Source organism: Catellatospora sp. NPDC049133 (assembly GCF_040648455.1).
GTDB classification, from domain to species: Bacteria; Actinomycetota; Actinomycetes; order Mycobacteriales; family Micromonosporaceae; genus Catellatospora; species Catellatospora aurea.
The window spans coordinates 61,468-84,879 of the sequence record NZ_JBEZDT010000005.1 but is presented as its reverse complement, the minus strand read 5'-3'; the positions used below and the strand labels follow the sequence as shown (position 1 = coordinate 84,879).

Here is a 23,412-nt window from a genome sequence, read left to right as displayed (position 1 = left end):
GGCCGCCATGACACTGCCCGACATCTGGTTCATCGCCATCGCCGTGCTGTGGACCGGCTTCTTCATCCTGGAAGGCTTCGACTTCGGGGTCGGCATGCTGCACGGCGTCGTCGGCCGCGACGACGCCGGCCGGCAGATGGCCGTCGGCTCCATCGGACCGCTGTGGGACGGCAACGAGGTCTGGCTCGTCGTCGCCGCCGCGGCCATGTTCGCGGCGTTCCCCGGCTGGTACGCGACCATGTTCTCCGCCCTCTACCTCGCCCTCGTGCTGGCGCTGGTCGCGCTCATCGTCCGCGGCATGGCCTTCGAATACCGCAACAAGGACGCCCACCCGCGCTGGCGGCGCACCTGGAGCACCCTCATGACCGTCGGCAGCGTCGTGGCACCCTTCGTGCTCGGCGTCGGGCTCGGCGACCTCCTGCACGGCCTGCCGATCGGCGCCGACCAGGAGTACGCGGGCACCTTCGCCGACCTGCTGCCGCCCTACTCGCTGTTCGTCGGCCTCACCTTCGTGCTGCTGTGCGCGCTGCACGGCGCCACGTTCCTGGCCCTGAAGACCACCGCCGACGTTCGCGAACGCGCCACCCGCCTCACCCGCCGGGTCGCCCCGTTCACCGCGCTCGCGGTGCTGATCTACATCACCTGGTCCCACGTCCTGTCGGGCAAGGGCTTCTTCCCCAACGTCATCGAGATCGCCGCGGTGCTGGCCGTGCTCGCCGCCGCGTGGCTGGTCAAGGAAGGCAAGGAAGGCTGGGCGTTCACCGCCACGACCTTCGCCATGGCCACCAGCGTGCTGGTCATCTTCACCAACCTCTACCCGCGCGTCATGGTCTCCACCCTGGGCGAGGCCAACGACCTCACCCTGGCCAACACCGCGTCCGGCTCCTACGCCCTCACGGTCATGACCTGGGTCCTCGTCGTCCTGCTCCCGGTGGTCCTGCTCTACCAGGGCTGGACCTACCACGTCTTCCGCCGGCGCATCACCGCCGCCGACCTCGGCGACGAGTGACCCGCTCCGCCGCCGACCCGGCCGCGTGATCAAAAGACGCTATGATCGCCGGATTCGGGTCATGGGGGAGGACAGTTGACAGACACCGCCGTCGCCCCCGCGGGAGCATCCGGCCAAGCCGGAACCGGCAGGCGGCGCGGACGAGCCCCCCTGACGCTCGCCCGGTGGGCGCTCGGTGTCGTCGGCGCGGTGTCGGGCGGGCTGCTCCTCGTCCGGCTCACCGGCCTGGACGCGGGAACCCCGCTGGCGGTGCCCGTGGTGCTGGTCCCGTACGCGGCAGCGCTCAGCGTGCTCGGTCTGGGCGTCATGCTCGCCGTCCCCGCGTTGCGCTCGCGATGGGCGGTGATCGCCGCCGCCCTGCTCGTGGCCGCCCAGGTCGCGGTGCTGACTCCCCGGTTCCTGCCGGACGGGCGGCAGGTCCCGCCAGGGGCGGTCGAGCTGCGGGTGGCCACGATCAACGCCAACGTCGGCGGCGCGGACCCGCAGGAGCTGGTGCGCCTGGTCCGCGAAGAGCGCATCGACGTGCTCGCCGTGCAGCAGCTGCCGACCGCGGGCATCGCCGCGCTCACCGAAGCCGGGCTGGACCGGCTGCTGCCCCACCATGAGCTGCGCCCCGAGTACGACTCCTCGATCTACTCGCGGCTGCCGCTGTCTCTCAGTGGGCCGCTGAACGCCGACACCGCCTGGCCGCAGACCACTGCGGCGGTGACCGTCGGCGGGCGCACCGTACGCCTGATCGCCGTGCACACGTACTACCCGGTCGGCGACCCGCAGCGGTGGACCCGGGACATGGCCGCGCTCGCCGACGTCGCCCGTTCGGCCGGCCCGGACATGGTGTTCCTGGGCGACTTCAACGCCACACTGGACCACGCGCCGATGCGCGACCTGCTTACGGCGGGCCTCGTCGACACCCACGCCGAGCTGGGCCGTGGCTGGGCCCGCACCTGGCCCGTGGGCAAGACTCTCGTGCCGCCCCTGGTGCAGCTCGACCACGTCCTGCACGGGTCCGGCCTGGTGGGCGTCTCCGTCGGCGAACGCACCGTGCCGGGCACCGACCACCGGGCGGTCGTCGCCGTCCTGGCGGTGCCGCCCGCGTAATGCCCCAAGGGAGCGGGCACAGGACCTGCTGGAGTCACCGGACGCCTATGCGAGAAAGCGTCCGGCACGCAGCTCGGGTATCCGGGCGACTTGATTTGGCAACGCCAGGCTCGCGTCGACGGACAGCAGTGACAGCAGCCGGAGCGGCCGTCCGGTCTGGGCGGCCGCCTGCATCTTGTGGTTGCCGTCGAGCAGGAAGTGCGTCAGCGCCCAGTGGGTGGCGTACTCGCCGGTGATGTTGGCGGCGGGCGCGCAGATGTCGAGGATCGACACCGCGACCGCGGTCATCGTGCTCCGCTCGGCGAGCGCCTCGGCGTGGGCCGCGACGCGGGCGGCCTCGTTCCAGGACGGCGGCACCATCGGCACGACGAACTCGAACAGGTGCGTGCCGTCGTCGACCCTGGTGCCGAAGGTGCGGTAATAGGGCGTGCGCGGATTCTCCGGCAGGTCCCAGAAGTTGTTCATACCCCAGACGGCGACCTGCTCCTCGGCGAAGTAGTCGCCGGGCTGCGAGGGGCGGACCAGCCGGGGTTCGACCGACAGCAGCAGGGGCAGATAGTCCCCGCGCGGCAGAAGTTCACTGAACCGGGTCACCACGTCCTGGTCGATGTCGTGCAGGCCGTCGGTGAGCCGGTGCTCGACGTCGGCGATGGAGCACGTCTCGTTCGCGCCCTCCATGCGTTCGAACAGGAACGCGCAGGTGCCGCACCAGAAGCTCAGCTCGTAGGCGGGCTTGTCGCCCAGCCACAGGAACCGGCGGCCGCGCCAGGCGCCGTCGGGTTTGGCGTCCTCGCCGAAACGCAGCCGCGGCTCGGACTCGGTGCCGAGCGACTGAACCGGTCCAGCCGAGATCAACATAGGTGCAGGCTAACTGACCTTGGCGGGTATGTCGCAGGCGTTACCGCGAGATATTGACAGCGTTAATTGAGCGCCCTAGGGTCTGGGCACCGGCCGTGCAATGAAACGTTTTAATCGACGCGATCTTCTCATAAGGAGACGCCATGCACCGTCCCGATCCCGTATCCAGCCCCCGTGGACGACTGGCAGCCGTCCTCGCCGTCCTGCTCACCGCCACCGCCGTCCTGTCCGCCGTACCCGCTGCCGCCGCCACCCCGGTCAGCGTCAGCGGCGCGCACTGGATCTGGTATCCCGAGGGCGACCCGCGCACCACCGCGCCCGCCGCCCACCGCTACTTCCGCAAGACCTTCACCGCGCCCGCCGGCACGGTCACCGACGCACAGCTCGTCGTGACCGGCGACGACACGGTCGACGTGTGGCTCAACGGCAAACCCCTCGCAGGGTCGCCCCGGGCCGTCGACTCCTGGAAGAACGCCCTCTACATCGACCTGGCCCCCGCCCTGGTCAGCGGGACGAACACCCTGGCGATCGCCGCGCAGAACACCGCGTCCGGCCCGGCGGGCCTGCTCGGCCGGGTGCAGGTGACCACTGCGGGCGGCACCACCGACCTGATCACCGACGGCGGCTGGAAGGCGTCGCAGAGCCCCGCGACCGGCTGGGAGCAGCCCGGATTCAACGACAGCGGCTGGCCCGCCGCCGCCGACCTGGGGGCCTACGGCGTCGCCCCGTGGAACAGCTCGGTGATCGCACCGGCGGGTTCCGGCACCTCGCCGTTCGCGGTGGGGGAGGCGACCGTCGAGCGGCGCGTCAACCCGCTGGGCGTGGACGCCGCCGTGCCCCGGTTCGGCTGGAAGCTGACCTCCGGCACCGGCCAGCAGTTCCAGGCCGCGTACCAGGTGATCGTGGCCAGCAGCAGTGCCAACGCGGGCAGCGGCACCGGCGACGTGTGGGACAGCGGCCGGGTCGTCGGCCGTCAGGCCGTCGACGTCGCCTACGCCGGTCCCGCGCTGACCTCGCTGCGCCGCTACCACTGGCGCGTGCGGGTCTGGGACACCCACGGCCGCGTCAGCGGCTGGAGCACCACCCAGTTCTTCGAGACCGGCCTGCGCAACCCGGCCACCGAATGGCAGGCCTCCTACATCGGCCAGCCCGCCGTCACCGACGGCCTGAGCGGCGCCACCTGGATCTGGTATCCCGAAGGCGACCCGATCGCCGGACTACCGCCGATGACCCGCTACTTCCGCCGCACCGTGAGCCTGTCGAGCGCGCCGGCCCAGGCGAGCCTGGTCGTCACCGGCGACGACACCGCCGACGTGTGGGTCAACGGCACGCAGGTCAGCAGCTCGCCGCGGGTCGTCGACTCGTGGAAGCAGGCGACGGTCGTCGACCTGGCGGGCCGGCTGACCACGGGCAACAACGTCATCGCGGTCGCCGCGCAGAACACCACCCAGTCGCCGACCGGTGTCATCGCCAAGCTCACCATCGGCGGCGGCCCCACCGTCACCACCGACGCGAGCTGGAAGGCGTTCCAGTCCGCCCCGTCGGGCTGGCAGCAGGTGGGCTTCAACGACAGCGGCTGGGCCGCCGCGCGAGCGCTCACCGCGTACGGCAGCGGTCCGTGGGGGTCCAACGTGGTCGTGCGTCGGGCGGCTCCGCTGCTGCGCAAGGGCTTCACGATCAGCAAGGCGGTCGCCTCGGCCCGCCTGCTGACCACCGCCCTCGGCCTGCACGAGACCCGGCTCAACGGGGCCAAGGTCGGCGCGGACGCGCTCGCGCCCGGCTGGACCGACTACAACAAGCGCCTGCAGTACAAGGTGTACGACGTCACCGGCCAGCTGCGGCAGGGCACCAACGCCCTCGGCGCGTGGCTGGGCAGCGGCTGGTACTCGGGCAGCCTCGGCATGGCCGGCTCGCAGCGCTACGGCACCCAGCCGTGGTACTCCGCCCAGCTGCACATCACCTACACCGACGGCACCAGCGCGGTGATCCGCACCGACAACACGTGGAAGGTCGCCACCGGCCCGATCCGCGCCGAGGACCTGTACGCCGGTGAGGAGTACGACAACCGGCTCACCGTCAACGGCTGGGACGGCCCGGACTACAACGACGCCTCCTGGGCTACCGCCGCGGCCCGCACCGGCACCGCGCCCCGGCTGGTGTCGCAGGTGGACAACGGCGTCACCGTGCAGAGCGAGCTGCGCCCGGTCTCGCTCAACCAGCCCAAGCCCGGCGTATGGGTGTTCGACCTCGGCCAGAACTTCACCGGCTGGAACCGGCTGCGGGTCACCGGAACCGCCGGGACCGTGGTCACGATGCGCCACGCCGAGGTGCTCAACGCCGACGGCACCATATACACCGACAACCTACGCGCCGCGGGCCTGGCCACCGACCGATACACCCTGGCCGGAACCGGCGCCCAGGAGGTCTGGACGCCGCGGTTCACCGTGCACGGCTACCGCTACGTCGAGGTGACCGGCTTCCCGGGCACCCCGAACCTGGACACCGTCACCGGCCTGGCCGCCTGGACCAGCGCGTCCCAGCCGGGCACGCTGACCACCTCCAACACCCTGATCAACCAGCTCCAGCAGGCGATCGTCTGGGGGCAGCGCTCCAACATGCTGTCCATCCCGACCGACTGCCCGAACCGCGACGAGCGGCTCGGCTGGACCGGCGACATCGCCTCCTTCGCGGCCACGTCCACGTTCAACATCGACATGCAGGCGTTCCTGGACAAGTTCGCCGACGACCTGACCGACGCCCAGCACGCCGACGGCGCGTTCACCGACACCGCACCCGACGCCTGCTGCGGCGCGGGCACGGCCGGCTGGGGCGACGCGGGCGTGATCGTCCCGTATACCCTGTGGCAGCGCTACGGCGACCTCAACGTCGTCAACCAGCACTTCGACGCGATGGCCCGCTGGGTCGACTACCTGCGGTCCACCTCCGGCGCGGACCTGATCCGCAACACCGGCGGCTACGGTGACTGGCTCAACGTCAACGACGACACCGCCCGGGACCTGATCGCCACGGCGTTCTTCTCCTGGTCGGCGCGCCTGGTGTCGCGGATGGCCGCGGCGACCGGGCGCACCGCGCAGGCGAGCAGCTACGGCACGCTCGCCGACCAGGTCGCCACGGCGTTCACCAACCGCTGGGTCGCCGCCGACGGCACCGTCGCCGGCAACACCCAGACCGGGTACGTGCTGGCGCTGGCGTTCGGGCTGCTGCCCGCCAGCCGGGTCGCCGGGGCGGTCAACAAGCTCGTCGCCGAGGTCGCGGCGTCCGGCGGGCACCTGACGGTCGGCTTCCTCGGCGTCGAGAACCTGCTGCCGGTGCTCGCCGACAACGGGCGGGCCGACATCGCGTACCAGATCCTGCTGCAACCCGGCTATCCCGGCTGGGGCTACATGCTCAGCAAGGGGGCGACCACGATCTGGGAGCGCTGGGATGGCATCCAGACCAACGGCGCATTCCAGACCCCGTCGATGAACTCCTTCAACCACTACGGCCTCGGCTCGGTCGGGGACTTCCTCTACCGGCAGGTCGGCGGCCTGTCCGCGGCCAGCCCCGGGTACCAGACGCAGCTCGTCGCGCCGCGTCCCGGCGGCGGGCTGACCTCGGCGAAGTCGGCCATGCAGACGCCGTACGGGCAGGCGGTCAGCGACTGGTCGGTGTCCGGCGGGGTGCTCACGCTGCGGGTCACTGTCCCGGCGGGCACCTCGGCGACGGTACGGGTCCCGGCGGCCTCGGCGGCCGCGGTCACCGCACCGGCGCAGGCCGTGCCGTTCGGCTACGGCCAGGGCGCGGCGTCGTACCACCTGCCCTCGGGCAGCTACGTGTTCACCGCCCCGGCGTGACCACGCGTCGCTGAACCAGGGACCGCCCCGGCCCGTCCGGGGCGGTCCCGCCCGTCGACACGTGCTACCGTTCGCGCATGATCTCGCGTCGTCAGGGCTGGTGGCCCGCCACTTAGGCGGTCACTCCCTGCACGCGTACACCGCGGCCGCCTCCGGACGAGGCGGCCGTCGTCGTTGACAGGCCTCGACCGGTCGCCCGACCTTCGAGGACTGACGATGACCTGGACCACGATCCTCTCCACGCTGCTCGCCCGGCGCGACCTCACCGCCGCCGAGTCCGCGTGGGCGATGACGCAGATCGTGCGCGGCGAGACCACCCCGGTGCAGCTCGCCGCGTACCTGGTCGCGCTGCGCGCCAAGGGCGAAACGGCCGTGGAGGTCGCCGGTGCGGCGGACGCGCTGCTGGCCCACGCCGCGCCCGTCGACTTTCCCGGCCCGGCCGTCGACATCGTCGGCACGGGAGGCGACGGCACCGGGGCCGTGAACATCTCCACCATGGCGGCGATCGTCGTCGCGGCGACCGGCCTCACCGTGGCCAAACACGGCGGGCGGGCGGCCTCGTCGACCTCGGCCGGTTCCGGTGACGTCATCGAACGCCTCGGCATCCCGCTCGACCTGCCGCCCACGCGGGTCGCGAAGGTCGCCGAGCAGGCCGGCATCGCCTACCTGTTCGCCCCGGCCTTCCACGCCGGGATGCGCCACGCCGGGCCGGTACGCCGCGAACTGGGCGTGCCGACGATCTTCAACGTGCTCGCGCCGCTGATCAACCCGGCCCGGCCCGCGTACGCGCTGGTCGGGGTGGCCGACCCGCGGTTCGTGTCGGTGCTCGCGTACGTGCTGGCCGCCCGCGGCTGCCGGGCGCTGGTCGTCCGCGGCGACGACGGCCTCGACAAGCTGTCCACGAGCACCACCTCGCAGGTCGTGGAGGTGCGCGACGGGCAGGTCCGGCACGCGGTGCTCGACCCGGAGCGGTTCGGCATCGCCCGGTCCGCACCCGGGGCCCTGCGCGGCGGCGACGCGGCAGCCAACGCCGCGGTCGTGCACGCGCTGCTCGCCGGGCAGCGCGGCCCTGTGCGCGACGCGGTGCTGCTCAACGCGGCCGCGGCCTGCGCGACGGCCGACGGGGACGGGGACCTGGACGACCGGATCGCGGCTGCGCTGGTCCGCTGCACCACCGCGATCGACACCGGGGCGGCCGCGACGACCCTCGACCGCTGGATCACCGCATCCAGTTGCTGATTCCCGCAGCGGGCCTACAGGTCTCGTTCATCCAGGACGCGTTCCCACTCGCCGATCAAGCCGGTCGTGAGCGCCTCGTCCAGGTGACCGTCTTCGACGGTGCCGATCTCTTCCCCTGCGAATTCAACTACCAACGAGACATGATGCTCGTCAGAGAATCGACCGATCTCGCCGAGAAGGTCCTTGACCTCGTCCAGGTGGGCTCGGTCGATCGCGGGATCCATCTCCTCGCCCCAGGGTGGCCGCGCCGTGTGGATCGACAGCACGAACCCCGGCGGGCCACCTGATTCGTTCAGCAGTTCAGGTGGCCCGAGGATCCAATGCCGCCGGTGGGCCAACTGCTGAGACAACACTCGCATCGCGTCGGCGACCGGGCCGGACGTCCGTCCTTCCACCATGGCGCTGAGCCGGTCGATCGGGTGATCGTCTCGCATGGGACCCTCCCGCGACAGTTTGCCGACCGGGCTCGCGCCGGTCGCTCCGGGTTCGTTCAGCGGGCGGTCAGGTCCAGGTCCCAGGAACCACGGACGTAGCAGAACAGCTGGGGCGGCTCGTCGGTCGGCCGTGCGCCCGACCAGGCGGCGGTGATCTCCGCCCATACGGGTTCGTCCGGATCGTGGTTGTGGCCGAGTATCTGGTAGGCGAGGTCGTCGCCGTTCTTGGCCGCCGACTGCAAGACTTCGTAGGCCGCCCGGTCGGTGCCGCGTCCATGCAGCACGGACGCCAGATTCGTCGCGGCGTACGGGTCGCCGTCGGCGACCGCTCGGCGGAACATTTCTTCCGCCCGCTGATCCTGCCCGGTGTCGGCCAGGACGTTGCCGAACGCGTTGGCTGCTCCAGGTACGTCCTCGATCGCCTGGGAGAGCAACTCCTCGACCTCGACGATGACGTCCTGCCGATCGCGGCTGCTCTCGTGCCACAGGAACTCGGCCAGCCGCACCAGCGCAGGTCGATGTCCGGCGGCTATCGCGTCGCGAAGAAGCTGCTCGGCCTCTTCCTGGTGACCGCCGCGAGAGGCGAGGTCGTCAGCCCGATCGAACCACACCTGCGCGTCGTTCACGGCAGACACGATATGCGACCGTGCACCGACGCGCAGACCAGTACTCCGCCCGGCGGCGCATCCGTTAACCCCTAAACCGGCGTTTGTCCAGGCCTGCCTTCGGCATACAACTGGATCTAGATGATTTTTCGTCGTCCAGGCGACAACAAATCATCTAGATCCGGGGCAGGTCATGGGGTTTCATGTACTTGATCTTTGCTGCTGTCCATGATTGCTTGTAGGAGAGCAGGGGGTAGGTGTCTGCGGGCATCGAGGATCTCCAGGCCGAGGATGCGGCCCTCGGCGTCGGCATCCAGGTTGAACATGCCGTCTGCCGGGTCGAAGGGAATCATCTGCTTCGCCGCCCCGGCCGCGAGCGGGTGCTCGAGGTAGACGTACGCCGCGTCGGCTTCGCTGTCGTAGGTGCAGACCAGTGGAATTCGAGCCTTCACGTACATGGCCGTCAGGCTCGCACGGAACGGGTGTCGCCGCTGCCCTGCCTACGGCTCACTGAGTCTCGGCGGCCTGATCGGGTGCGGTCTCCGGCTCGGCGGCAGGCCCGGCCATCGGGATGTTGCGCAGGCTGAGGACCAGGATAAGTGCCACGCCACCGACCAGCGCGATGTCCGCGACGTTGCCCACGAACGGGCCGTAGTCGATGAAGTCCACCACGTGCCCGCGCATGAAGCCGGGCTCCCGGAACAGCCGGTCCAGCAGGTGGGTGAACGCTCCGCCGAGCATCATGCCGAGCCCGATCGCCCAGGCCCGCGACTGCACCCGGCGGGAGACGTAGATGATCGCCACGACGGCCGCGGCCGCGATCAGCGTCAGCACCCAGGTGTACTCGGTGCCGATGGAGAAGGCGGCCCCCGGGTTGTAGGTCAGCCGCAGCTGCAGCAGGTCGCCGATGACGTCGATCGGCGCGCGGCCGGTCAGTTCGGCCACCGCCCACCACTTGGTCAGCTGATCCAGCACCACCAGCACGGCCGCCAGGACGAGCACCAGCACGAACAGCCGCGAGCCGCGGCGTCCCGCCGCCGGGACGGTGGAAGCAGACTGCCCTGTTGCCATCACGATCTCTCCGTACACCGTTGACCGACTCGCCGGCTGGCAACCTTAACCTACGCGCGAGCCGCCCCGGGAGCTGTGATCACAGGTCTGGCAGGGCGCCGGTCCGGACGTGGTCGTGGACTGCCGCCCGCAGCAGGTCGAGGAAGCCGACCAGGTGCGGGGCGACGATGCCCACCCGCTGATCGGCGTTGCGATAGACCCCGTCACACACCTCGCCGATCGCGTACCGGGCTGCCGCGGCGTCCGCGCCGGGGTGTTCCGCCACCGCGACGTCGGCGAGCCTGCCGATGGCGTGTTCCGCCTGCTCCTGGCCCAGCAAGCCGGCGCGCGGCAGGTCCGCCAGGTGCTCGGCGGCGGTCTCCCGGGTGCGCGGGTCGGGCCCGGAGAGGCGTGCCAGCAGCGGGGCGAGGTCGGTCGGCAGCCAGGTCATCGGAGGAGCCTAGAACGGCGGCCGCCGCGTGCGGTGATCATCCGTGGGCGGCAGGTCTTGCCGATTCGTGCATAACATCTCAAATCAGTACGAGACACTGTAATCGCGGTGTCTCGCGCATCGGGGCGGCCGCCTGCCGACGTGAAGGGTGCGTTACGTGCTGATTCTTGCGATCTTGGTATGGGGCTTCCTGGTCGGCTGGCTGGCGTGGTTGATCGTGCGCGGTGGTGGTTTCCGTGACATCCGCTGGCCGCAGGCGGTGGCCGCCGGGCTGATCGGCTCCTTCGTCGGCGGCCTGGGCATCAGCTTGCTGAGCGGCGACGGTCTGGCCCTGCGCCCGTCCGGCCTGATCGGCTCGGTGATCGGAGCTGTGATCGTGCTGCTGATCTGGGGCGCGATCCAGCGCCGCCGTGCACGCTGAGCAGCCCGGTCAGCGGCGGCGTACGGCGAAGCGCTCGACCGTGAGCGTGCCCCCGTCGACGCGGACACCGAAGCCGTAGCGGTACGTCGCGCGCACGGCCGGGTCGTCCAACCGGATGTGCCGGCCGACGTCGGCGGTGAACAGGTACTGCCACACGCCGTCGTTGCCGATCGCGTACGCGGTCAGCTCGTCGCGGTGCAGGACGCAGGCCAGCCGGGCGTTCGGACCCGGATAGTTGATCTGCCCGTCGAGTTGGGTGACGCGGTTGCCGGTCAGCACCCCGCCGACGCGTACGTCCCAGCCCGCGCGCTTGAGCTTGTGGTTGTACCAGACCAGGGCGTAGTTGGACGCGTCCTTGACCAGCCCCGCGAACAGGCTGTCCTGGCCCGTCGCGGCGGAGTTGGCGTAGGAGCGCTGGCTCACGATGGCAGCGACGTTCGTGTGCGTGGCGGCCACGTCGGAGCGCAGCAGCCCTGCGGCAGGTCGGGCAGCATGAAGTACGGGTGGAAGTAGTCGCCGTCGGCGATGTACTTCTGCTCCGAGGCGATGACGTCGGTGAAGCCGTGCGACCAGGGGTCGCCGGGGCGGTCGCGGACCGGGCCGCTGTACGTCTCGGTCAGGCGCCACTTGCCGATGAGGCAGGTGCGGTAGCCGGCGTCGCGCAGCGTCGCGGGCAGGGTCTGGAACGTGGTCGGCAGGAGGTCGTCGCCGGACGGGCCGAGGAACTCGGTGATGCGCACCCGGGCCGCGAAATGTGAACGGCGCGGGCGGACCGGACGACCGGCCTGCCCGCGCCATGGTTTCACGGTCACGGATTGGCTGCGGTGACCAGTTGCGCGATCGTTTCGAGGGTCAGTGGGCTGCCCGGGAACGCCGCCATCCGGCTCAACGGCACCCCGGCCATCAGGGTGAACATCTGCGGGTCGGCGGCCATGCCGATCAGGCCGCCGCCGCCCTGGGCGGCCGCCGCGGCGAACGCCTGCGCGAGCACCTGCCCGCCCAGCGGGTCGGACAGCCACTCGCCGAGCGTCGACTCGGCCGTCAGCGGCACCCGGGTGTCGTCGCCGTCCACCTTCACGGTGACGGTGCAGCGCAGGTCGCGTGACGACGCGCCGACGGCGAGCAGGTAGTCGCCGCCCTCGACGGCCCAGCGGCGCAGACTCGGGTCCCAGTACGCGAGGTCGTCGCGGTCGATGCGGACCACCACGTCGGCCGTCTCCCCGGCCGCGATCGCGACATGCGCGAAGCCCTTCAGCTCCCGTGGCGCGCGCCGGACCCGGGAGCCGGGCAGGCTCGCGTACACCTGCACGACCTCGCGCCCGTCCCGGCCGCCGGCGTTGGTCACCGGGACGCGCACCTCGATCCCGTCGTCGTCGGCCGTCGCGGTGGCGTCACCGTACGCGAAGGCGGTGTAGGACAGGCCGAAGCCGAACGGGTACGCGACCTCCTGCTCACGGGCGTCGAAGCCGCGGTAGCCGACGTGGATGCCCTCGCCGTAGCGCACGTGGCTGGCCTCGCCGGGGAAGTCCAGGTGGGACGGGTGGTGCGCGAGCTTGAGCGGGATCGTCTCGGTGAGCCGCCCGGACGGGTTGACGACGCCGAACAGCACGTCCGCGATCGCCCCGCCGCCGGCCTGGCCGAGCAGCCAGCCCTCGACGAGCGCGGGCACGTCGCGGTCCCACGGGCTGGTGAGCGCGACCGCGCCGTGCGACAGCACCACGATGGTGTTCGGGTTGACCGCGGCGACCCCGGCGACGAGCGCGAGCTGCGCGGCGGGCAGTTCGAGGGTGTCCCGGTCGGCGCCCTCGGTCTCCTGGGTGGTGCCGATGAACACCACGGCCGCGTCGGCGCGCCGGGCGGTCTCCACAGCCTCGGCGGTCAGCCGCTCGTCGCCGGCACCGTCGGCGGTGTAGCCGGCGGCGAAGCGCACCGGCCCGTCGAACAGCGCGGTAATCTCGGTCAACGCGTCGTCGAGCCGGGTCGGGTTCATCTGCGAGCTGCCGCCGCCCTGGAAGCGCGGGGTGCGGGCGTGCTCGCCGATGACGGCGATCGTGATGTCCTGGCGGGGCAGCGGCAGCAGGTCGCCGTCGTTCTTGAGCAGCACGATGCCACGTCCGGCGGCCTCGCGGGCCAGCGCGTGGTGGGCGTCGGCGTCGTAGCTCGCGGCCGGGTCCAGGGCCGCGACCGAACGTTCGACCAGGGCGCGCATCCGCGCGGCGGAGGTGTCCAGGGCTGCCGGGTCCAGGGTGCCGTCGGCGACGGCCCGCACCAGCGCCTCGTCTCCGGCGTGGTCGGGGCCCGGCATGGTCAGGTCGAGTCCGGCGCGTACGGCGGCGACCCGGTCGACGACCGCGCCCCAGTCGGACACGACCAGGCCCTCGAAGCCCCACTCGTCGCGCAGCACCGTGGTGAGCAGCCAGGGGTCCTGCGAGGCGTGCACACCGTTGATCCGGTTGTACGAGCACATCACGGTCCACGGCTGCGCCTGCCGCACGACCCGCTGGAAGGCGCGCAGGTACATCTCGCGCAGGGTGCGCTCGTCGACGTCGGCGCTGACCCGCATCCGGTCGGTCTCCTGGCTGTTGACCGCGAAGTGCTTGAGCGACGCGCCGACGCCGCGGCTCTGCAGGCCGCGTACCCACTCGGTGGCGAGCACGCCGGTGAGTAGCGGGTCCTCGGCGTAGTACTCGAAGTTGCGGCCGCCGAGCGGGCTGCGCTTGAGGTTGATGCCGGGGCCGAGCAGCACCGACACGCCCATGGCGCGGGCCTCGTCGCCGAGCGCCTCGCCGACCCGGCGGACCAGGTCGGGGTCCCAGGTCGAGCCCAGGGCCACCGCGGGCGGGAAGCAGGTCGCGGGTTCGCTGGCCAGCAGTCCGGGCTGGCTGGCGTCCGCGATCTGCTTGCGTACGCCGTGCGGCCCGTCGGTCAGCATGATCTTCGGCAGGTCGGCGACGGCGGAGCTGTGCCAGAAGTCGCCGCCGCTGGTGAGCGCGGCCTGCTCAGCGGTGGTGAGCCGGGATGATCCCGCGTCGGTGGTCAAGTGGTTCCTCCCTGGGGTGGACTCCGGCGGACGTTACCTAGCACCTAGTAGGTAGTAGCCTGGCTGTAACCTAGGGCCTGTGCCGCGCTGCGGCAAGGGGTGCAGCGGAAGGTGGCGTGCCGATGACCGTGCCGGCCTACCGGCGGGAGCGCGCCCGCCTGCCCGCGGCGCAACGCCGTCGCCAGATCATGGAGGCGACCGCCGAGCTCATCGCCGAACGCGGGTTCTGGGGCCTGTCGATGCAGGACGTCGCCGACCGGTGCGGGCTGACCGTGCCCGGCCTGCTGCACCACGTCGGCTCCAAGGACGGCCTGCTGGTCGCCGTCCTGGAGCACCGCGACGCCGAGGACGCCCGGTCGCTGGCCGCGCAGCTCGGCATCGGGGACCTCACCGCCCCGTGGGCCGGCGGCGCGCTGCCGCCGGGCGTTGACCTGCGGCGGATGTGCGCCGCGCTGGTGCGCCGCAACGCCGGGCAGCCCGAGATCGTACGGCTGTTCGCCGTCCTGGAAGCCGAGTCGCTCGCGCCCAGCCACCCCGCGCACGACTACTTCGCCGCACGCCAGGAGCACACGCTGGCCGTGTTCGCCGCGCTCGCCAAGGACGTCACCGCCGAACCGCACGCGCTGGCCCGCCAGCTCATGGCCATGATGGACGGCCTGCAGATCCAGTGGCTGCGCTCCCCGCAGACCAACGACCTGGTCCAGGCCTGGGAGGACGCGGCGGAGCTGCTGTTCGCCGACCGGTGACCGAGTTCCCGGTCCACGCCCCGCCGGGCCGGTAGCGTCAAGGGGTGATCGCTTCGTGGTCTACCGCGTTCGGTGCGCGGCGAATAGGCTAGCAATCCGGTCGGAGATGTGGGAAAGAGCCGGCCGGTAGCCGAGGAGAGCACAGATGACGTTCCACTGGTTTCTGCCCACGTCAGGTGACGGCCATGAGGTCGGCGCGGCCACCGTCGCGGCGGGCGCGGCCCGGCACGCGCGTACGGCGTCGATCGGCTACCTCGCCGACGTCGCCCGCGCCGCCGAGCAGTCGGGCTTCACAGCGGCCCTGACCCCGGTCGGCGCGGCCTGCCCCGACCCGTGGATCGTGTGCGCCGCCGTCGCCCAGCACACCGAGCGGCTCAAACTGCTCGTCGCATTCCGGACCGGGTTCGCGCTGCCCACGCTGATCGCCCAGCAGGCCGAGGCGTTCCAGGCGATGTCCGGCGGACGGCTGGCCCTCAACGCGGTGACCGGCGGCGACCGCGCGGAACAGCGCGCGTACGGCGACTTCCTCGACCATGACGCGCGCTACGACCGCACCGCGGAGTGCCTGGAGGTGATCCGGCGCTGCTGGGCGGGGGAGCGCTTCGACTACCGGGGCGGGCACTATCGGGTGGAGGGCGGCGGCTTCGGCGCGGCGCTGGACCCGGCCCCGCCGATCTACTTCGGTGGCGCGTCCGCCGCCGCCGAGCAGGTCGCGGCCCGGCTGTCCGACGTGTACCTGATGTGGGGCGAGCCGCCGTCGGCGATCGGCGAGCGGGCCGCCCGGATGCGCGCCCTGGCCGCCGAGAACGGCCGCACCCTGCGGCTGGGCCTGCGCATCCATGTCATCGCCCGGCCCACCTCGCAGGAGGCCTGGGCCGAGGCAGACCGGCTGCTGTCGGGCATGGACCCCGCTCGCATCGCCGCTGCCCAGCAGCGTTTCGCCCGGATGGAGTCGGTCGGCCAGGCCCGCATGGCGGCCCTGCACGCCGGCCGGGCCGACGGCCTGGTCATCGCGCCGAACCTGTGGGCCGGGGTCGGCCTGGTCCGCGAGGGCGCGGGCACCGCCCTGGTCGGCAGCTACGCCGAAGTCGCCGAGCGGCTCAGTGAGTACGCGGCGCTCGGCGTCGACGAGTTCATCCTGTCCGCGTGGCCGCACCTGGAGGAGGCTCGCCGGGTCGGCGAGCACGTGCTGCCACTCGTGCGCACCGCCCCGGCCTGACCCCCGCGTCCCAAGATCGCTCGACTTGCCAGGCACCTGTGCGTATCTTGAGTGCGCTTTCGCCCACCTGCCTGGCAAGTCGAACGATCTTGGCGGGTGGCGACCGCCGTCCGGCTGCGGCGGGACCGGCGGCCCTGGCATCCTGGACATGCGGCAGCCGCACATGCTGTCGCGCTGGGCAGGTGCGAGATGAAATACGACGAGACCGTCATCGATCCGAGCGTCCCGCCGAGCGGCGCGGGCTGCGTGGAGTGCGACCAGACCGGCGGGTGGTGGTTCCACCTGAGACGCTGCACGGCCTGCGGCCACATCGGCTGCTGCGACAACTCCCCGGCCCAGCACGCGACCGGTCATGCCAAGGCGAGCGGGCATTCCGTCATCTGCAGCTTCGAACCGGGCGAGGACTGGTTCTGGGACTACCGGACCGAGTCGTTCATGCACGGTCCCGCGCTCGCGTCGCCCACCCACCACCCGGTCGACCAGCCCGCGCCGGGGCCTCGCGGCCGGGTGCCTGCCGACTGGCAGGCCAAACTCCATCCGTGACCGCAGCCGGGGGAGTTCCTCACGCGGCCGACAGCACCGAGCGCTCGGCTTCCGGTGGAACTGGCACGATGACACTCGTCATGGACTGCCATACACACATCAGGAGTCTCCCGTGCCCATGATTCAGCTCACCGCGCCCGCGGGCGCGCTCACGCCTGCGGGCCGTGACAGCATCCAGAAGACCCTGGCCGCGGTGCTGCTGCGCTGGGAGGGCGCACCGGACAACGCGCTGTTCCGCAGCCTGGCCTGGACCTACCTGCACGAGCTGCCCGCCGGGGCGCAGACCACCGCCGAGGACGACGCCCCCCGGTTCCGGGTGGAGATCACCGTTCCGGTGGGCGCACTGTCCGAACGCCGCAAGGCCGGGCTCGTCGGCGAGATCACGACCGCCGTGCTGGACGCGGCGGGCCTGACCGACGCCGACGCCCAGCGCGTCTGGGTGCTCATCCACGAACAGCCGGACGGCACCTGGGCCGCGGGCGGCAGGATCGTGCGCTATGCCGACCTGGTCGCCCTTGCCGCGCAATAGTCCGGTCAGTCGCGTAGCAGCGGCAGCAGCTGGTCGCCCTGCCGCCTGATCTCCGGCAGGTATGGCGTATCGGAGAGCACGAAGTGGGTGACCCCGAGCTGCTGATACCTGCGCAGTGACCTCGCCACGTCCTCGGCCGAGCCGACCAGCCATGTGGTGCCCGCACCGCCGCCGCCGAACCGGCCGGGAGCTGTGTACAGGTTGTCGTCGAGCACCTCGCCCCGCTCGGCGAGGTCGAGCAGCCGCCGCTGCCCGACCGCGGCCCGCCAGCGCGGGTCGCGTGCTGCCGGGTCCTGCCCGTCGGCCATCTTCGCGACCTTGGCCTCGGCATCGGCCCAGGCCAGCTCCGTCGTGTCGCGGACCAGGGTGGTGACGCGCAGCCCGAACTCCAGCGGCGCGTGCTCGCGTTCCAGCTTCTGCTCCAGTTCCCGCAGCCGCTCGATGCGCTCGCGTACGCCGTCGAGCGGCTCGCCCCAGAACAGCTGCACGTCGGCGTCGGTGGCGGCGACCTGCTCGGCGGCCTCGGACGCGCCCCCGAAGTAGAGGCGCGGGTGCCTGCGGTCGCCGCGCACGACCGTGCGGGGCACCACGGTGGCATCGGTGACCCCGAAGTGCTCCCCGTGGTACGTCACGTTCTCCTCGGTCCACAGCCTGCGCACGATCCGCAGGAACTCCCGGGTGCGGTCGTAGCGCTGCGCCTGCTCGCCCTCGGAGTCGCCGTACGCGGCCAGGTTGTCCTTGCCCGACACGATGTTGACCAGCACGCGCCCGCCGGTGAGGTGGTCCAGGGTCGCGGCGGCCGAGGCGAAGTGGGCCGGCCGCCAGTAGCCGGGCCGGATCGCGATCAGCGGCTGGAACGTCGTGGTCTGCGTGGCCAGCGCGGTGGCGACGGTGAAGGTGTCCGGCCGTCCCCACCCGGTCCCGAGCAGCGCCCCGCCCCAGCCGTGCTCCTCCAGCGCCTTGGCGTGCCCGACCAGGGTTTGCAGGCTGTTGTGGCCGTCGACGACGTCGTCACCGCGATGGCCGGGCTTGGCCTGGTTGGGGATGTACCACAGGAACTCGGCGCTCATCAGGCCTCCTTCGCACCGCGGCGGCGCTGCGCGGGGTCGGCCAGCGACGGCGGCGCGTAACCGGCGTCGGCCTGGTTGAGCGTGGTGCCCGGCGGGACGATGGCGTCGATCCGGTCGAGCACGTCCGCGGACAGCGTCACCTTGCCCGCGCCGAGCTGGGACTCCAGGTGCGCCAGGGTGCGCGGCCCGATGATGGCCGAGGTGACGGCCGGGTGCTGCAGGACGAACGCGATCGCCAGGTGGATCAGCGACAGCCCGGCCTCGTCGGCCAGCGCGGTCAGCTCGGCGACGGCGGTCAGCTTGCTCGCGTTGGCGGGCACGGCGGGGTCGTACCGGGCAGGGAAGCGCTCGGCTCGGCGGGACACCGGCCCGTCCACCCCGGTCTGCTGCCGGCCGGACAGCCAGCCACCGGCGAGGGGACTCCACGGGATCACCGCCAGGCCGTATCGCTGCGCCACCGGCAACACCTCCCGCTCGATACCCCGAGCCAGGATCGAGTACGGCGGCTGCTCGCTGACCACCCGTTCCCGGCCGCGCTGCTGCGCGATCCACTGTCCCTCCACGATCGCCGACGGCTCGAACGTCGAGGTGCCGATGTAGCGGATTTTGCCCTGGCGTACCAGGTCGGACAGCGCGCCCAGGGTCTCGTCGAAGTCGGTGTCCGGCTCGGGCCGGTGCACCTGATACAGGTCGATCCAGTCGGTGCCCAGGCGGCGCAGGCTGTTCTCCACCGCCCGGTGGATCCAGCGGCGGGAGTTGCCGCGGTGCTGGGGGTTCTCGCCGACCTGGCCGTGGAACTTGGTGGCCAGGAAGACGTCGTCGCGCCGCCCGCCGGCCAGCGCCTTGCCCACGATCTGCTCGGATTCGCCGTGGGAGTAGACGTCGGCGGTGTCGATGGCGTTGATGCCCTCGTCGAGGGCCCGGTGGATGATGCGGATGCCGTCCTCGTGGTCCGGGTTGCCCCGGTCGCCGAAGTTCATCGCGCCGAGCGTCAGCGAGCTGATCTGCACGCCGGTGCGTCCGAAGGGGCGGTAGTCGACCATGATGGGTCCTCTCTGGAGGTCAGCGGGCGGCGGCGGGTTGCCGCGTGTGGCGGTTGGCGGGGCGGGGCAGTCCGTAGTGCTCGCGCAGGGTGGTGCCGGTGTACTCGGTGCGGAACAGGCCGCGGTGCTGCAGGATCGGCACGACGTGGTCGACGAACGTCTCCAGGCCCGACGGCAGCACCGGCGGCATGATGTTGAAGCCGTCGGCCGCGCCGCTGCGGTACCACTCCTCGATGGCGTCGGCGACCTGCTCCGGCGTGCCGGCGAAGGTGCGGTGGCCGCGCCCGCCGCCGAGCCGGCCGATGAGCTGGCGTACGGTCAGCCGCTCCCGCCGGGCCAGCGTGACGATCAGCGTGTACCGGCTCTTCGCGCCCTCGATCTCGTCCTCGTCGGGCAGGTCGGCGGGCAGTTCCCGGTCCAGGTCGAGGTCCTCGGGGGCGACCCGCAGCGTGGTGGCGAGCTGCTTTCGCGCGTACTCCGGCTTGATCAGCCGGTCCAGCTCGGCCTCCAGCGCGAGGGCTTCGGCCTCGGTGGAGCCGATCGCCGGCACGATGCCCGGCAGGATCTTGATCGTGTCCGGGTCGCGGCCGGCCTGCGCGGTGCGCCACTTGAGGTCCCGGTAGAACGCCTGCGCCTCGGCGAGGGTCTGCTGGGCGGTGAAGACCGCCTCGGCGTACCGGGCGGCCAGCTCCTTGCCGTCCTCGGACGAGCCCGCCTGCACCAGCAGCGGGTGGCCCTGCGGGCAGCGCGGCACGTTGAGCGGCCCGGCGACCCGGAAGTGCCGTCCGGTGTGCTCCGGCGGGTAGAGCAGCGTGTCGTCGCCCCACCGGCCGCCGTCCTTGTCGCCCAGCGGAGCGGCGTCGTCCCAGCTGTCCCACAGTTTCAGCGACACGTCGACGAACTCGGCGGCCCGCTCGTACCGCTCCCGGTGGGCGGGTAGCTCGTCGAGGTTGAAGTTGCGGGCCGCGTCCACACCGGCGGTGGTGACGATGTTCCAGCCGGCCCGGCCGCCGCTGACGTGGTCCAGCGACGCGAACCGGCGGGCCAGGTTGAACGGCTCGTTGTAGGTGGTCGACGCGGTCGCGATCAGCCCGATGTGCTCGGTCGCCCCGGCCAGCGCGGTGAGCAGCACGGTCGGTTCGAGGGTGCCGGAGGGCCGCCGCCCGATGCTGTTCCAGAGCACGGGGCTGTCGGCGAGGAACAGCGAGTCGAGCTTTCCTCGCTCGGCGATGCGGGCCAGGCGCTTGAAGTGCTCGACGTCGGTCTGCGCGAACGGGTCGCTCTCCGGCAGCCGCCAGGCGGCCTCGTGGTGGCCGACGCCCATCAGGAACGCGTTGAGGTGCAGCATGGTCATCCTTCCGTCTCGACGCCCAGCGAGCGCAGCAGCGACTCCCGGTACGCCAGGAACCGCGGCTGCCGGTGGGAGCGGGGTTCGGGCAGGTCGATGGCGGTGTCGACGGTGATCCGGCCCTGGTCGATCACCAGTACCCGGTCGGCGAGGGTGACGGCCTCGTCGACGTCGTGCGTGACGAGCAGCACCGCGGGCCGGTGCCGCCGGCACAGCTCGCGCAGCAGGTCGTGCATGCGCAGCCGGGTCAGCGCGTCCAGCGCGCCGAAGGGCTCGTCGGCCAGCAGCAGGTCCGGTTCGGAGACCAGGGCGCGGGCCAGCGCGACGCGCTGCTGCTCGCCGCCGGACAGCTGGTGCGGCCAGGCCTGCTCGCGCCCGGACAGGCCGACCTCGGCCAGGGCGGCCCGGCCCCGCTGCGCCGCGTCCGGTCCGGACAGGCCGAGCACGACGTTGTCGAGCACGTGCTGCCAGGGCAGCAGCCGGGCGTCCTGGAACACGACCGAGGACTTCTCCGGCACGTCGATGACGCCGGAGCCGGCCACGTCGCGATCCAGGCCCGCCAGCGCGCGCAGCAGGGTGCTCTTGCCCGAGCCGCTGCGGCCCAGCAGGGCCGTGAACTCGCCCGCGCCGATCTCCAGGTCGAGGCCGTCCAGGACGGTCCGCTCGCCGAAGCCGCGCCGCAGCCCCCGGGTGCGCACCGTGCGGGTGCCAGTCAGTCCGCCAGGGTGCGTCGCCATGACAGCGCCTTCCTCTGCGCGAGCCGCACGGCGCCGTCGGACAGCAGCCCGAGCAGGCCGTACAGCACGAGGCCGACGATGATGACGTCGGTCTGGCCGTACTGGCGGGCCAGTTCCATCATGTAGCCGATCCCGCTGGTGGAGTTGATCTGCTCGACGACCACCAGGGACAGCCACGCCCCGACGACCGCGAAGCGCATCCCGAGCAGGAAGCCCGGCAGTGCCCCGGGCAGCACGATCCGGCGCAGGAACACCCCCGGCCGCAGCCGCAGCGATTCGCCCAGCTCGACGTACCGGCTGTCGATGCTGCGCAGGCCGTTGTGGGTGTGGATGTAGACCGGCACGAACACGCCGAGCACGATCGTGATGACCTTCATCTGTTCGCCGATGCCGAGCCAGAGCACGAGCAGCGGGATCAGCGCGACGCCCGGGATGGCGCGTTTGATCTGGACCGGCCCGTCGAGAATCGCCTCGCCCCACCGGCTCAGGCCGGACATGAGGGCGAGCACGGTGCCGATGGCGGTGCCGATGGCCAGGCCGAGTCCGGCCCGCTGGGCCGAGACGGCGAGGTTCTCCTGCAGCCGACCGTCGGCGACGAGTTCGCCCGCGGTGGTCACGACGGTCCAGGGGGCGGACAGGGTGCGGGTGTCGAGCCAGCCTGCCGCCGAGCCGATCGCCCACAGCGACAGCAGCAGCACCGGGCCGAGGACCGCCCCGAACGGGATGGCCCGGCCGGGCCCGAGCCGGCGGCGCGGCCTGCGAGCGGGTACGGCCGCCGCGGACGTGCGCGGCCTGGTGAGCACCGACGCGGTCATCGGGCGCCTCCGGCGAGCGCGTCGGCGGCGACGGTCTCGTACCGCCGGTCGTACAGGTCCTCGGCCTTCAGCGGCTTGTTGCCCGTCTCCTTGGCCAGCAGGTCGATGGTCTCCTGGTGGCGGGAGATCGCGTCGGTCCAGGTGGGCGGGATGTCGGCGACACCGGAGTTGGCCACGATCCACCGGCCGTCCTCGACGGTCAGCCCCTGGTCCTTGACGTAGTACCGCTCGATCCACTCGTCGGGGTTGGCCTCGCGCCAACGCCAGGCTCGCGCCCACACCTGCACGTACTGGCGGATCGCGGCCGCCTTCGCCGGGTCGGCGAGCACGGTGACCGGCGCGTACAGGTGGCCGGGGTCGTCGCGCAGCCCGTGCGCGATCGTCGTCGCGCCGTCCTTGCCGTACTTCGTCTCGTACCGCTTGACCTGCACACCGCCGATCGGGGCGACGTCGACCTGCCGGGCGGCGAGCGCGTTGACGTAGACGTCGCCGGTGCTCGGCAGCTCGACCAGGTCGACGTCCTGCTTGGCCAGTCCTGCCTTGTGCAGCACCCGCAGCACCAGCGCGCCCTGTGCCTGGCCGGGGCTGTAGGCGACCTTCTTGCCCCGGATGTCGCCGAGCGCGGCGACGGCGACCCCGGGCGCGATGCCCAGCCGGTAGATGGCGTGGCCGAGCGGGTCCTGGCGGAACTTCGAGGCCACGATCTTCGTGGGGATGCCGGTCCAGTGCGAGTGGATCGGCGGGATGTCGGCGACCGAGCCGATGTCCAGCGCCCGGGCACGGAACGCCTCCAGCGTCTGCGGGCCGCCGCTGAGGTTGGCCCACTCCACCTCGAACGTCAGGTTCTTCGCCTCGCCGGAGTACTCGATCGCCTTCTGGTGCTCCTTGTCGCCCACGACCAGCCTGGTGCCGGTCGGCGTGGACTCCAGCAGGGGCGCGGTGAGCGCCAGCGCCGCGTTCGGCGGCTCGTCCTGGGCGCACGCGGTCAGGCTCAGGGCGACCGCGCCGAGCGTCGCGGACAGGAACGTGCGGCGGTGCATGGGTGGGGGTTTCACTGGGGTCTCCTTCGTCGTTCGGGGACGCAGGGGGAGGGCGGCATGAGGGTTTCCCGCCGACGGGCATGCGTCGGCCGGGCACGGACGAGCACGGCGCGGCATGGCACGGCCGTGGATCGGGGAAGAGAAGCGGCAGCCGGTGGTCGGCTTCGTCGCGAAAGGAGGCGGTGCTGCTCAGCAGCAGCCGCGGGCGGTGGTCCAGCAACGGCAGCAGCCCCGCGACACCGCGACTGCGGTGGCGTCGAGCG

Annotated in this window: 24 protein-coding genes; 9 read left to right on the top strand and 15 right to left on the bottom strand. The window is 71.9% G+C overall.

Translation table 11 applies throughout. From position 1 onward, the window contains the following. The first annotated feature begins 7 nt into the window (after positions 1-7). Positions 8-1,009, top strand: coding sequence for a cytochrome d ubiquinol oxidase subunit II (gene cydB / locus AB0B35_RS07050; protein ID WP_360526483.1), 1,002 nt, complete (start codon positions 8-10; stop codon positions 1,007-1,009). A 75-nt stretch (positions 1,010-1,084) separates the two neighbouring features. Beyond that, on the top strand, positions 1,085-2,107 hold the full coding sequence (locus AB0B35_RS07045; protein ID WP_361041788.1) for an endonuclease/exonuclease/phosphatase family protein: 1,023 nt from the start codon (positions 1,085-1,087) through the stop codon (positions 2,105-2,107). 45 nt (positions 2,108-2,152) lie between these two features. Here the strand turns inward: AB0B35_RS07045 and AB0B35_RS07040 are convergent, their stop codons facing one another. Then, positions 2,153-2,965 carry a hypothetical protein gene (locus AB0B35_RS07040; RefSeq protein ID WP_361041785.1) on the bottom strand — a complete coding sequence of 271 codons (813 nt, stop codon included), beginning with the start codon at positions 2,963-2,965 and terminating at the stop codon, positions 2,153-2,155. A gap of 143 nt (positions 2,966-3,108) precedes the next feature. On the opposite strand from AB0B35_RS07040, the gene AB0B35_RS07035 reads away from it, so the two are divergent. Both AB0B35_RS07035 and trpD read left to right on the top strand, forming a co-directional pair. Further along, the gene (locus tag AB0B35_RS07035) at positions 3,109-6,819 is read left to right on the top strand and encodes a family 78 glycoside hydrolase catalytic domain (RefSeq protein WP_361041782.1); all 3,711 of its coding nucleotides are present in this window, start codon (positions 3,109-3,111) and stop codon (positions 6,817-6,819) included. A gap of 216 nt (positions 6,820-7,035) precedes the next feature. Continuing rightward, positions 7,036-8,058, top strand: coding sequence for an anthranilate phosphoribosyltransferase (gene trpD / locus AB0B35_RS07030; RefSeq protein ID WP_361041780.1), 1,023 nt, complete (start codon positions 7,036-7,038; stop codon positions 8,056-8,058). 14 nt (positions 8,059-8,072) lie between these two features. Here trpD and AB0B35_RS07025 read toward each other — a convergent pair whose 3' ends face one another. From AB0B35_RS07025 to AB0B35_RS07005, 5 genes are all read right to left on the bottom strand, one after another. Then, positions 8,073-8,492, bottom strand: coding sequence for a hypothetical protein (locus AB0B35_RS07025; protein WP_361041777.1), 420 nt, complete (start codon positions 8,490-8,492; stop codon positions 8,073-8,075). A 56-nt stretch (positions 8,493-8,548) separates the two neighbouring features. Then, positions 8,549-9,118: a hypothetical protein gene (locus AB0B35_RS07020; protein ID WP_361041775.1), complete on the bottom strand. Its 570-nt coding sequence runs from the start codon at positions 9,116-9,118 to the stop codon at positions 8,549-8,551. Between the two features lie 170 nt (positions 9,119-9,288). Beyond that, positions 9,289-9,555: a DUF2283 domain-containing protein gene (locus AB0B35_RS07015; protein WP_361041772.1), complete on the bottom strand. Its 267-nt coding sequence runs from the start codon at positions 9,553-9,555 to the stop codon at positions 9,289-9,291. Between the two features lie 49 nt (positions 9,556-9,604). Continuing rightward, a complete protein-coding gene (locus AB0B35_RS07010; protein ID WP_361041769.1) occupies positions 9,605-10,168 on the bottom strand; it encodes a signal peptidase II in 564 nt (187 codons plus the stop codon). Positions 10,169-10,247: 79 nt separating this feature from the next. Continuing rightward, entirely contained in the window at positions 10,248-10,598 is a 351-nt protein-coding gene (locus tag AB0B35_RS07005; protein ID WP_361041767.1) for a hypothetical protein, read from the bottom strand. A gap of 148 nt (positions 10,599-10,746) precedes the next feature. Here AB0B35_RS07005 and AB0B35_RS07000 point away from each other — a divergent pair, with 148 nt between their 5' ends. Continuing rightward, positions 10,747-11,019 (top strand): GlsB/YeaQ/YmgE family stress response membrane protein, encoded by a 273-nt coding sequence (locus AB0B35_RS07000; protein ID WP_361041764.1) that lies wholly within the window; start codon positions 10,747-10,749, stop codon positions 11,017-11,019. A gap of 9 nt (positions 11,020-11,028) precedes the next feature. Here the strand turns inward: AB0B35_RS07000 and AB0B35_RS06995 are convergent, their stop codons facing one another. The 3 genes from AB0B35_RS06995 to AB0B35_RS06985 all read right to left on the bottom strand — a co-directional run bounded on the left by AB0B35_RS06995 (position 11,029) and on the right by AB0B35_RS06985 (position 14,059). Beyond that, a complete protein-coding gene (locus tag AB0B35_RS06995; protein ID WP_361041762.1) occupies positions 11,029-11,442 on the bottom strand; it encodes a hypothetical protein in 414 nt (137 codons plus the stop codon). After that, positions 11,439-11,759, bottom strand: a complete 321-nt coding sequence (locus AB0B35_RS06990) for a sulfatase-like hydrolase/transferase (protein WP_361041760.1) — start codon at positions 11,757-11,759, stop codon at positions 11,439-11,441. The genes AB0B35_RS06995 and AB0B35_RS06990 overlap by 4 nt, the downstream gene beginning before the upstream one ends. A 68-nt stretch (positions 11,760-11,827) precedes the next feature. Beyond that, positions 11,828-14,059, bottom strand: coding sequence for a glycoside hydrolase family 3 C-terminal domain-containing protein (locus tag AB0B35_RS06985; RefSeq protein WP_361041758.1), 2,232 nt, complete (start codon positions 14,057-14,059; stop codon positions 11,828-11,830). 122 nt (positions 14,060-14,181) lie between these two features. On the opposite strand from AB0B35_RS06985, the gene AB0B35_RS06980 reads away from it, so the two are divergent. From AB0B35_RS06980 to AB0B35_RS06965, 4 genes are all read left to right on the top strand, one after another. Further along, positions 14,182-14,805 carry a TetR/AcrR family transcriptional regulator gene (locus AB0B35_RS06980; RefSeq protein WP_361041755.1) on the top strand — a complete coding sequence of 208 codons (624 nt, stop codon included), beginning with the start codon at positions 14,182-14,184 and terminating at the stop codon, positions 14,803-14,805. A gap of 145 nt (positions 14,806-14,950) precedes the next feature. After that, positions 14,951-16,024: an LLM class flavin-dependent oxidoreductase gene (locus AB0B35_RS06975; protein WP_361041753.1), complete on the top strand. Its 1,074-nt coding sequence runs from the start codon at positions 14,951-14,953 to the stop codon at positions 16,022-16,024. 189 nt (positions 16,025-16,213) lie between these two features. Then, positions 16,214-16,567, top strand: a complete 354-nt coding sequence (locus AB0B35_RS06970; RefSeq protein ID WP_361041751.1) for a UBP-type zinc finger domain-containing protein — start codon at positions 16,214-16,216, stop codon at positions 16,565-16,567. A gap of 118 nt (positions 16,568-16,685) precedes the next feature. Next, a complete protein-coding gene (locus AB0B35_RS06965) occupies positions 16,686-17,096 on the top strand; it encodes a tautomerase family protein (protein ID WP_361042168.1) in 411 nt (136 codons plus the stop codon). Between the two features lie 5 nt (positions 17,097-17,101). Here AB0B35_RS06965 and AB0B35_RS06960 read toward each other — a convergent pair whose 3' ends face one another. The 6 genes from AB0B35_RS06960 to AB0B35_RS06935 are packed head-to-tail and all read right to left on the bottom strand — an operon-like array spanning position 17,102 to position 23,164. Further along, a complete protein-coding gene (locus tag AB0B35_RS06960) occupies positions 17,102-18,166 on the bottom strand; it encodes an LLM class flavin-dependent oxidoreductase (protein WP_361041748.1) in 1,065 nt (354 codons plus the stop codon). Beyond that, positions 18,166-19,209 carry an aldo/keto reductase gene (locus AB0B35_RS06955; RefSeq protein ID WP_361041745.1) on the bottom strand — a complete coding sequence of 348 codons (1,044 nt, stop codon included), beginning with the start codon at positions 19,207-19,209 and terminating at the stop codon, positions 18,166-18,168. The genes AB0B35_RS06960 and AB0B35_RS06955 overlap by 1 nt, the downstream gene beginning before the upstream one ends. A 19-nt stretch (positions 19,210-19,228) precedes the next feature. Beyond that, the gene (locus AB0B35_RS06950) at positions 19,229-20,563 is read right to left on the bottom strand and encodes an LLM class flavin-dependent oxidoreductase (protein WP_361041743.1); all 1,335 of its coding nucleotides are present in this window, start codon (positions 20,561-20,563) and stop codon (positions 19,229-19,231) included. Then, positions 20,560-21,294, bottom strand: a complete 735-nt coding sequence (locus AB0B35_RS06945; RefSeq protein WP_361041741.1) for an ABC transporter ATP-binding protein — start codon at positions 21,292-21,294, stop codon at positions 20,560-20,562. Before AB0B35_RS06945 ends, AB0B35_RS06950 begins: the two co-directional genes overlap by 4 nt. Next, the gene (locus AB0B35_RS06940) at positions 21,270-22,109 is read right to left on the bottom strand and encodes an ABC transporter permease (protein WP_361041739.1); all 840 of its coding nucleotides are present in this window, start codon (positions 22,107-22,109) and stop codon (positions 21,270-21,272) included. The genes AB0B35_RS06945 and AB0B35_RS06940 overlap by 25 nt, the downstream gene beginning before the upstream one ends. Next, entirely contained in the window at positions 22,106-23,164 is a 1,059-nt protein-coding gene (locus AB0B35_RS06935; RefSeq protein ID WP_361041737.1) for an ABC transporter substrate-binding protein, read from the bottom strand. Before AB0B35_RS06935 ends, AB0B35_RS06940 begins: the two co-directional genes overlap by 4 nt. Positions 23,165-23,412: the final 248 nt, after the last annotated feature.

Coding starts and splice junctions, on each gene's coding strand:
- cydB (WP_360526483.1), top strand. CDS start 8: ATGACACTGCCCGACATCTGGTTCATCGCCATCGCCGTGCTGTGGACC.
- AB0B35_RS07040 (WP_361041785.1), bottom strand. CDS start 2,965: ATGTTGATCTCGGCTGGACCGGTTCAGTCGCTCGGCACCGAGTCCGAG.
- AB0B35_RS07035 (WP_361041782.1), top strand. CDS start 3,109: ATGCACCGTCCCGATCCCGTATCCAGCCCCCGTGGACGACTGGCAGCC.
- trpD (WP_361041780.1), top strand. CDS start 7,036: ATGACCTGGACCACGATCCTCTCCACGCTGCTCGCCCGGCGCGACCTC.
- AB0B35_RS07025 (WP_361041777.1), bottom strand. CDS start 8,492: ATGCGAGACGATCACCCGATCGACCGGCTCAGCGCCATGGTGGAAGGA.
- AB0B35_RS07015 (WP_361041772.1), bottom strand. CDS start 9,555: ATGTACGTGAAGGCTCGAATTCCACTGGTCTGCACCTACGACAGCGAA.
- AB0B35_RS07010 (WP_361041769.1), bottom strand. CDS start 10,168: ATGGCAACAGGGCAGTCTGCTTCCACCGTCCCGGCGGCGGGACGCCGC.
- AB0B35_RS07005 (WP_361041767.1), bottom strand. CDS start 10,598: ATGACCTGGCTGCCGACCGACCTCGCCCCGCTGCTGGCACGCCTCTCC.
- AB0B35_RS06980 (WP_361041755.1), top strand. CDS start 14,182: ATGACCGTGCCGGCCTACCGGCGGGAGCGCGCCCGCCTGCCCGCGGCG.
- AB0B35_RS06975 (WP_361041753.1), top strand. CDS start 14,951: ATGACGTTCCACTGGTTTCTGCCCACGTCAGGTGACGGCCATGAGGTC.
- AB0B35_RS06970 (WP_361041751.1), top strand. CDS start 16,214: ATGAAATACGACGAGACCGTCATCGATCCGAGCGTCCCGCCGAGCGGC.
- AB0B35_RS06965 (WP_361042168.1), top strand. CDS start 16,686: ATGATTCAGCTCACCGCGCCCGCGGGCGCGCTCACGCCTGCGGGCCGT.
- AB0B35_RS06960 (WP_361041748.1), bottom strand. CDS start 18,166: ATGAGCGCCGAGTTCCTGTGGTACATCCCCAACCAGGCCAAGCCCGGC.
- AB0B35_RS06955 (WP_361041745.1), bottom strand. CDS start 19,209: ATGGTCGACTACCGCCCCTTCGGACGCACCGGCGTGCAGATCAGCTCG.
- AB0B35_RS06950 (WP_361041743.1), bottom strand. CDS start 20,563: ATGACCATGCTGCACCTCAACGCGTTCCTGATGGGCGTCGGCCACCAC.
- AB0B35_RS06945 (WP_361041741.1), bottom strand. CDS start 21,294: ATGGCGACGCACCCTGGCGGACTGACTGGCACCCGCACGGTGCGCACC.
- AB0B35_RS06940 (WP_361041739.1), bottom strand. CDS start 22,109: ATGACCGCGTCGGTGCTCACCAGGCCGCGCACGTCCGCGGCGGCCGTA.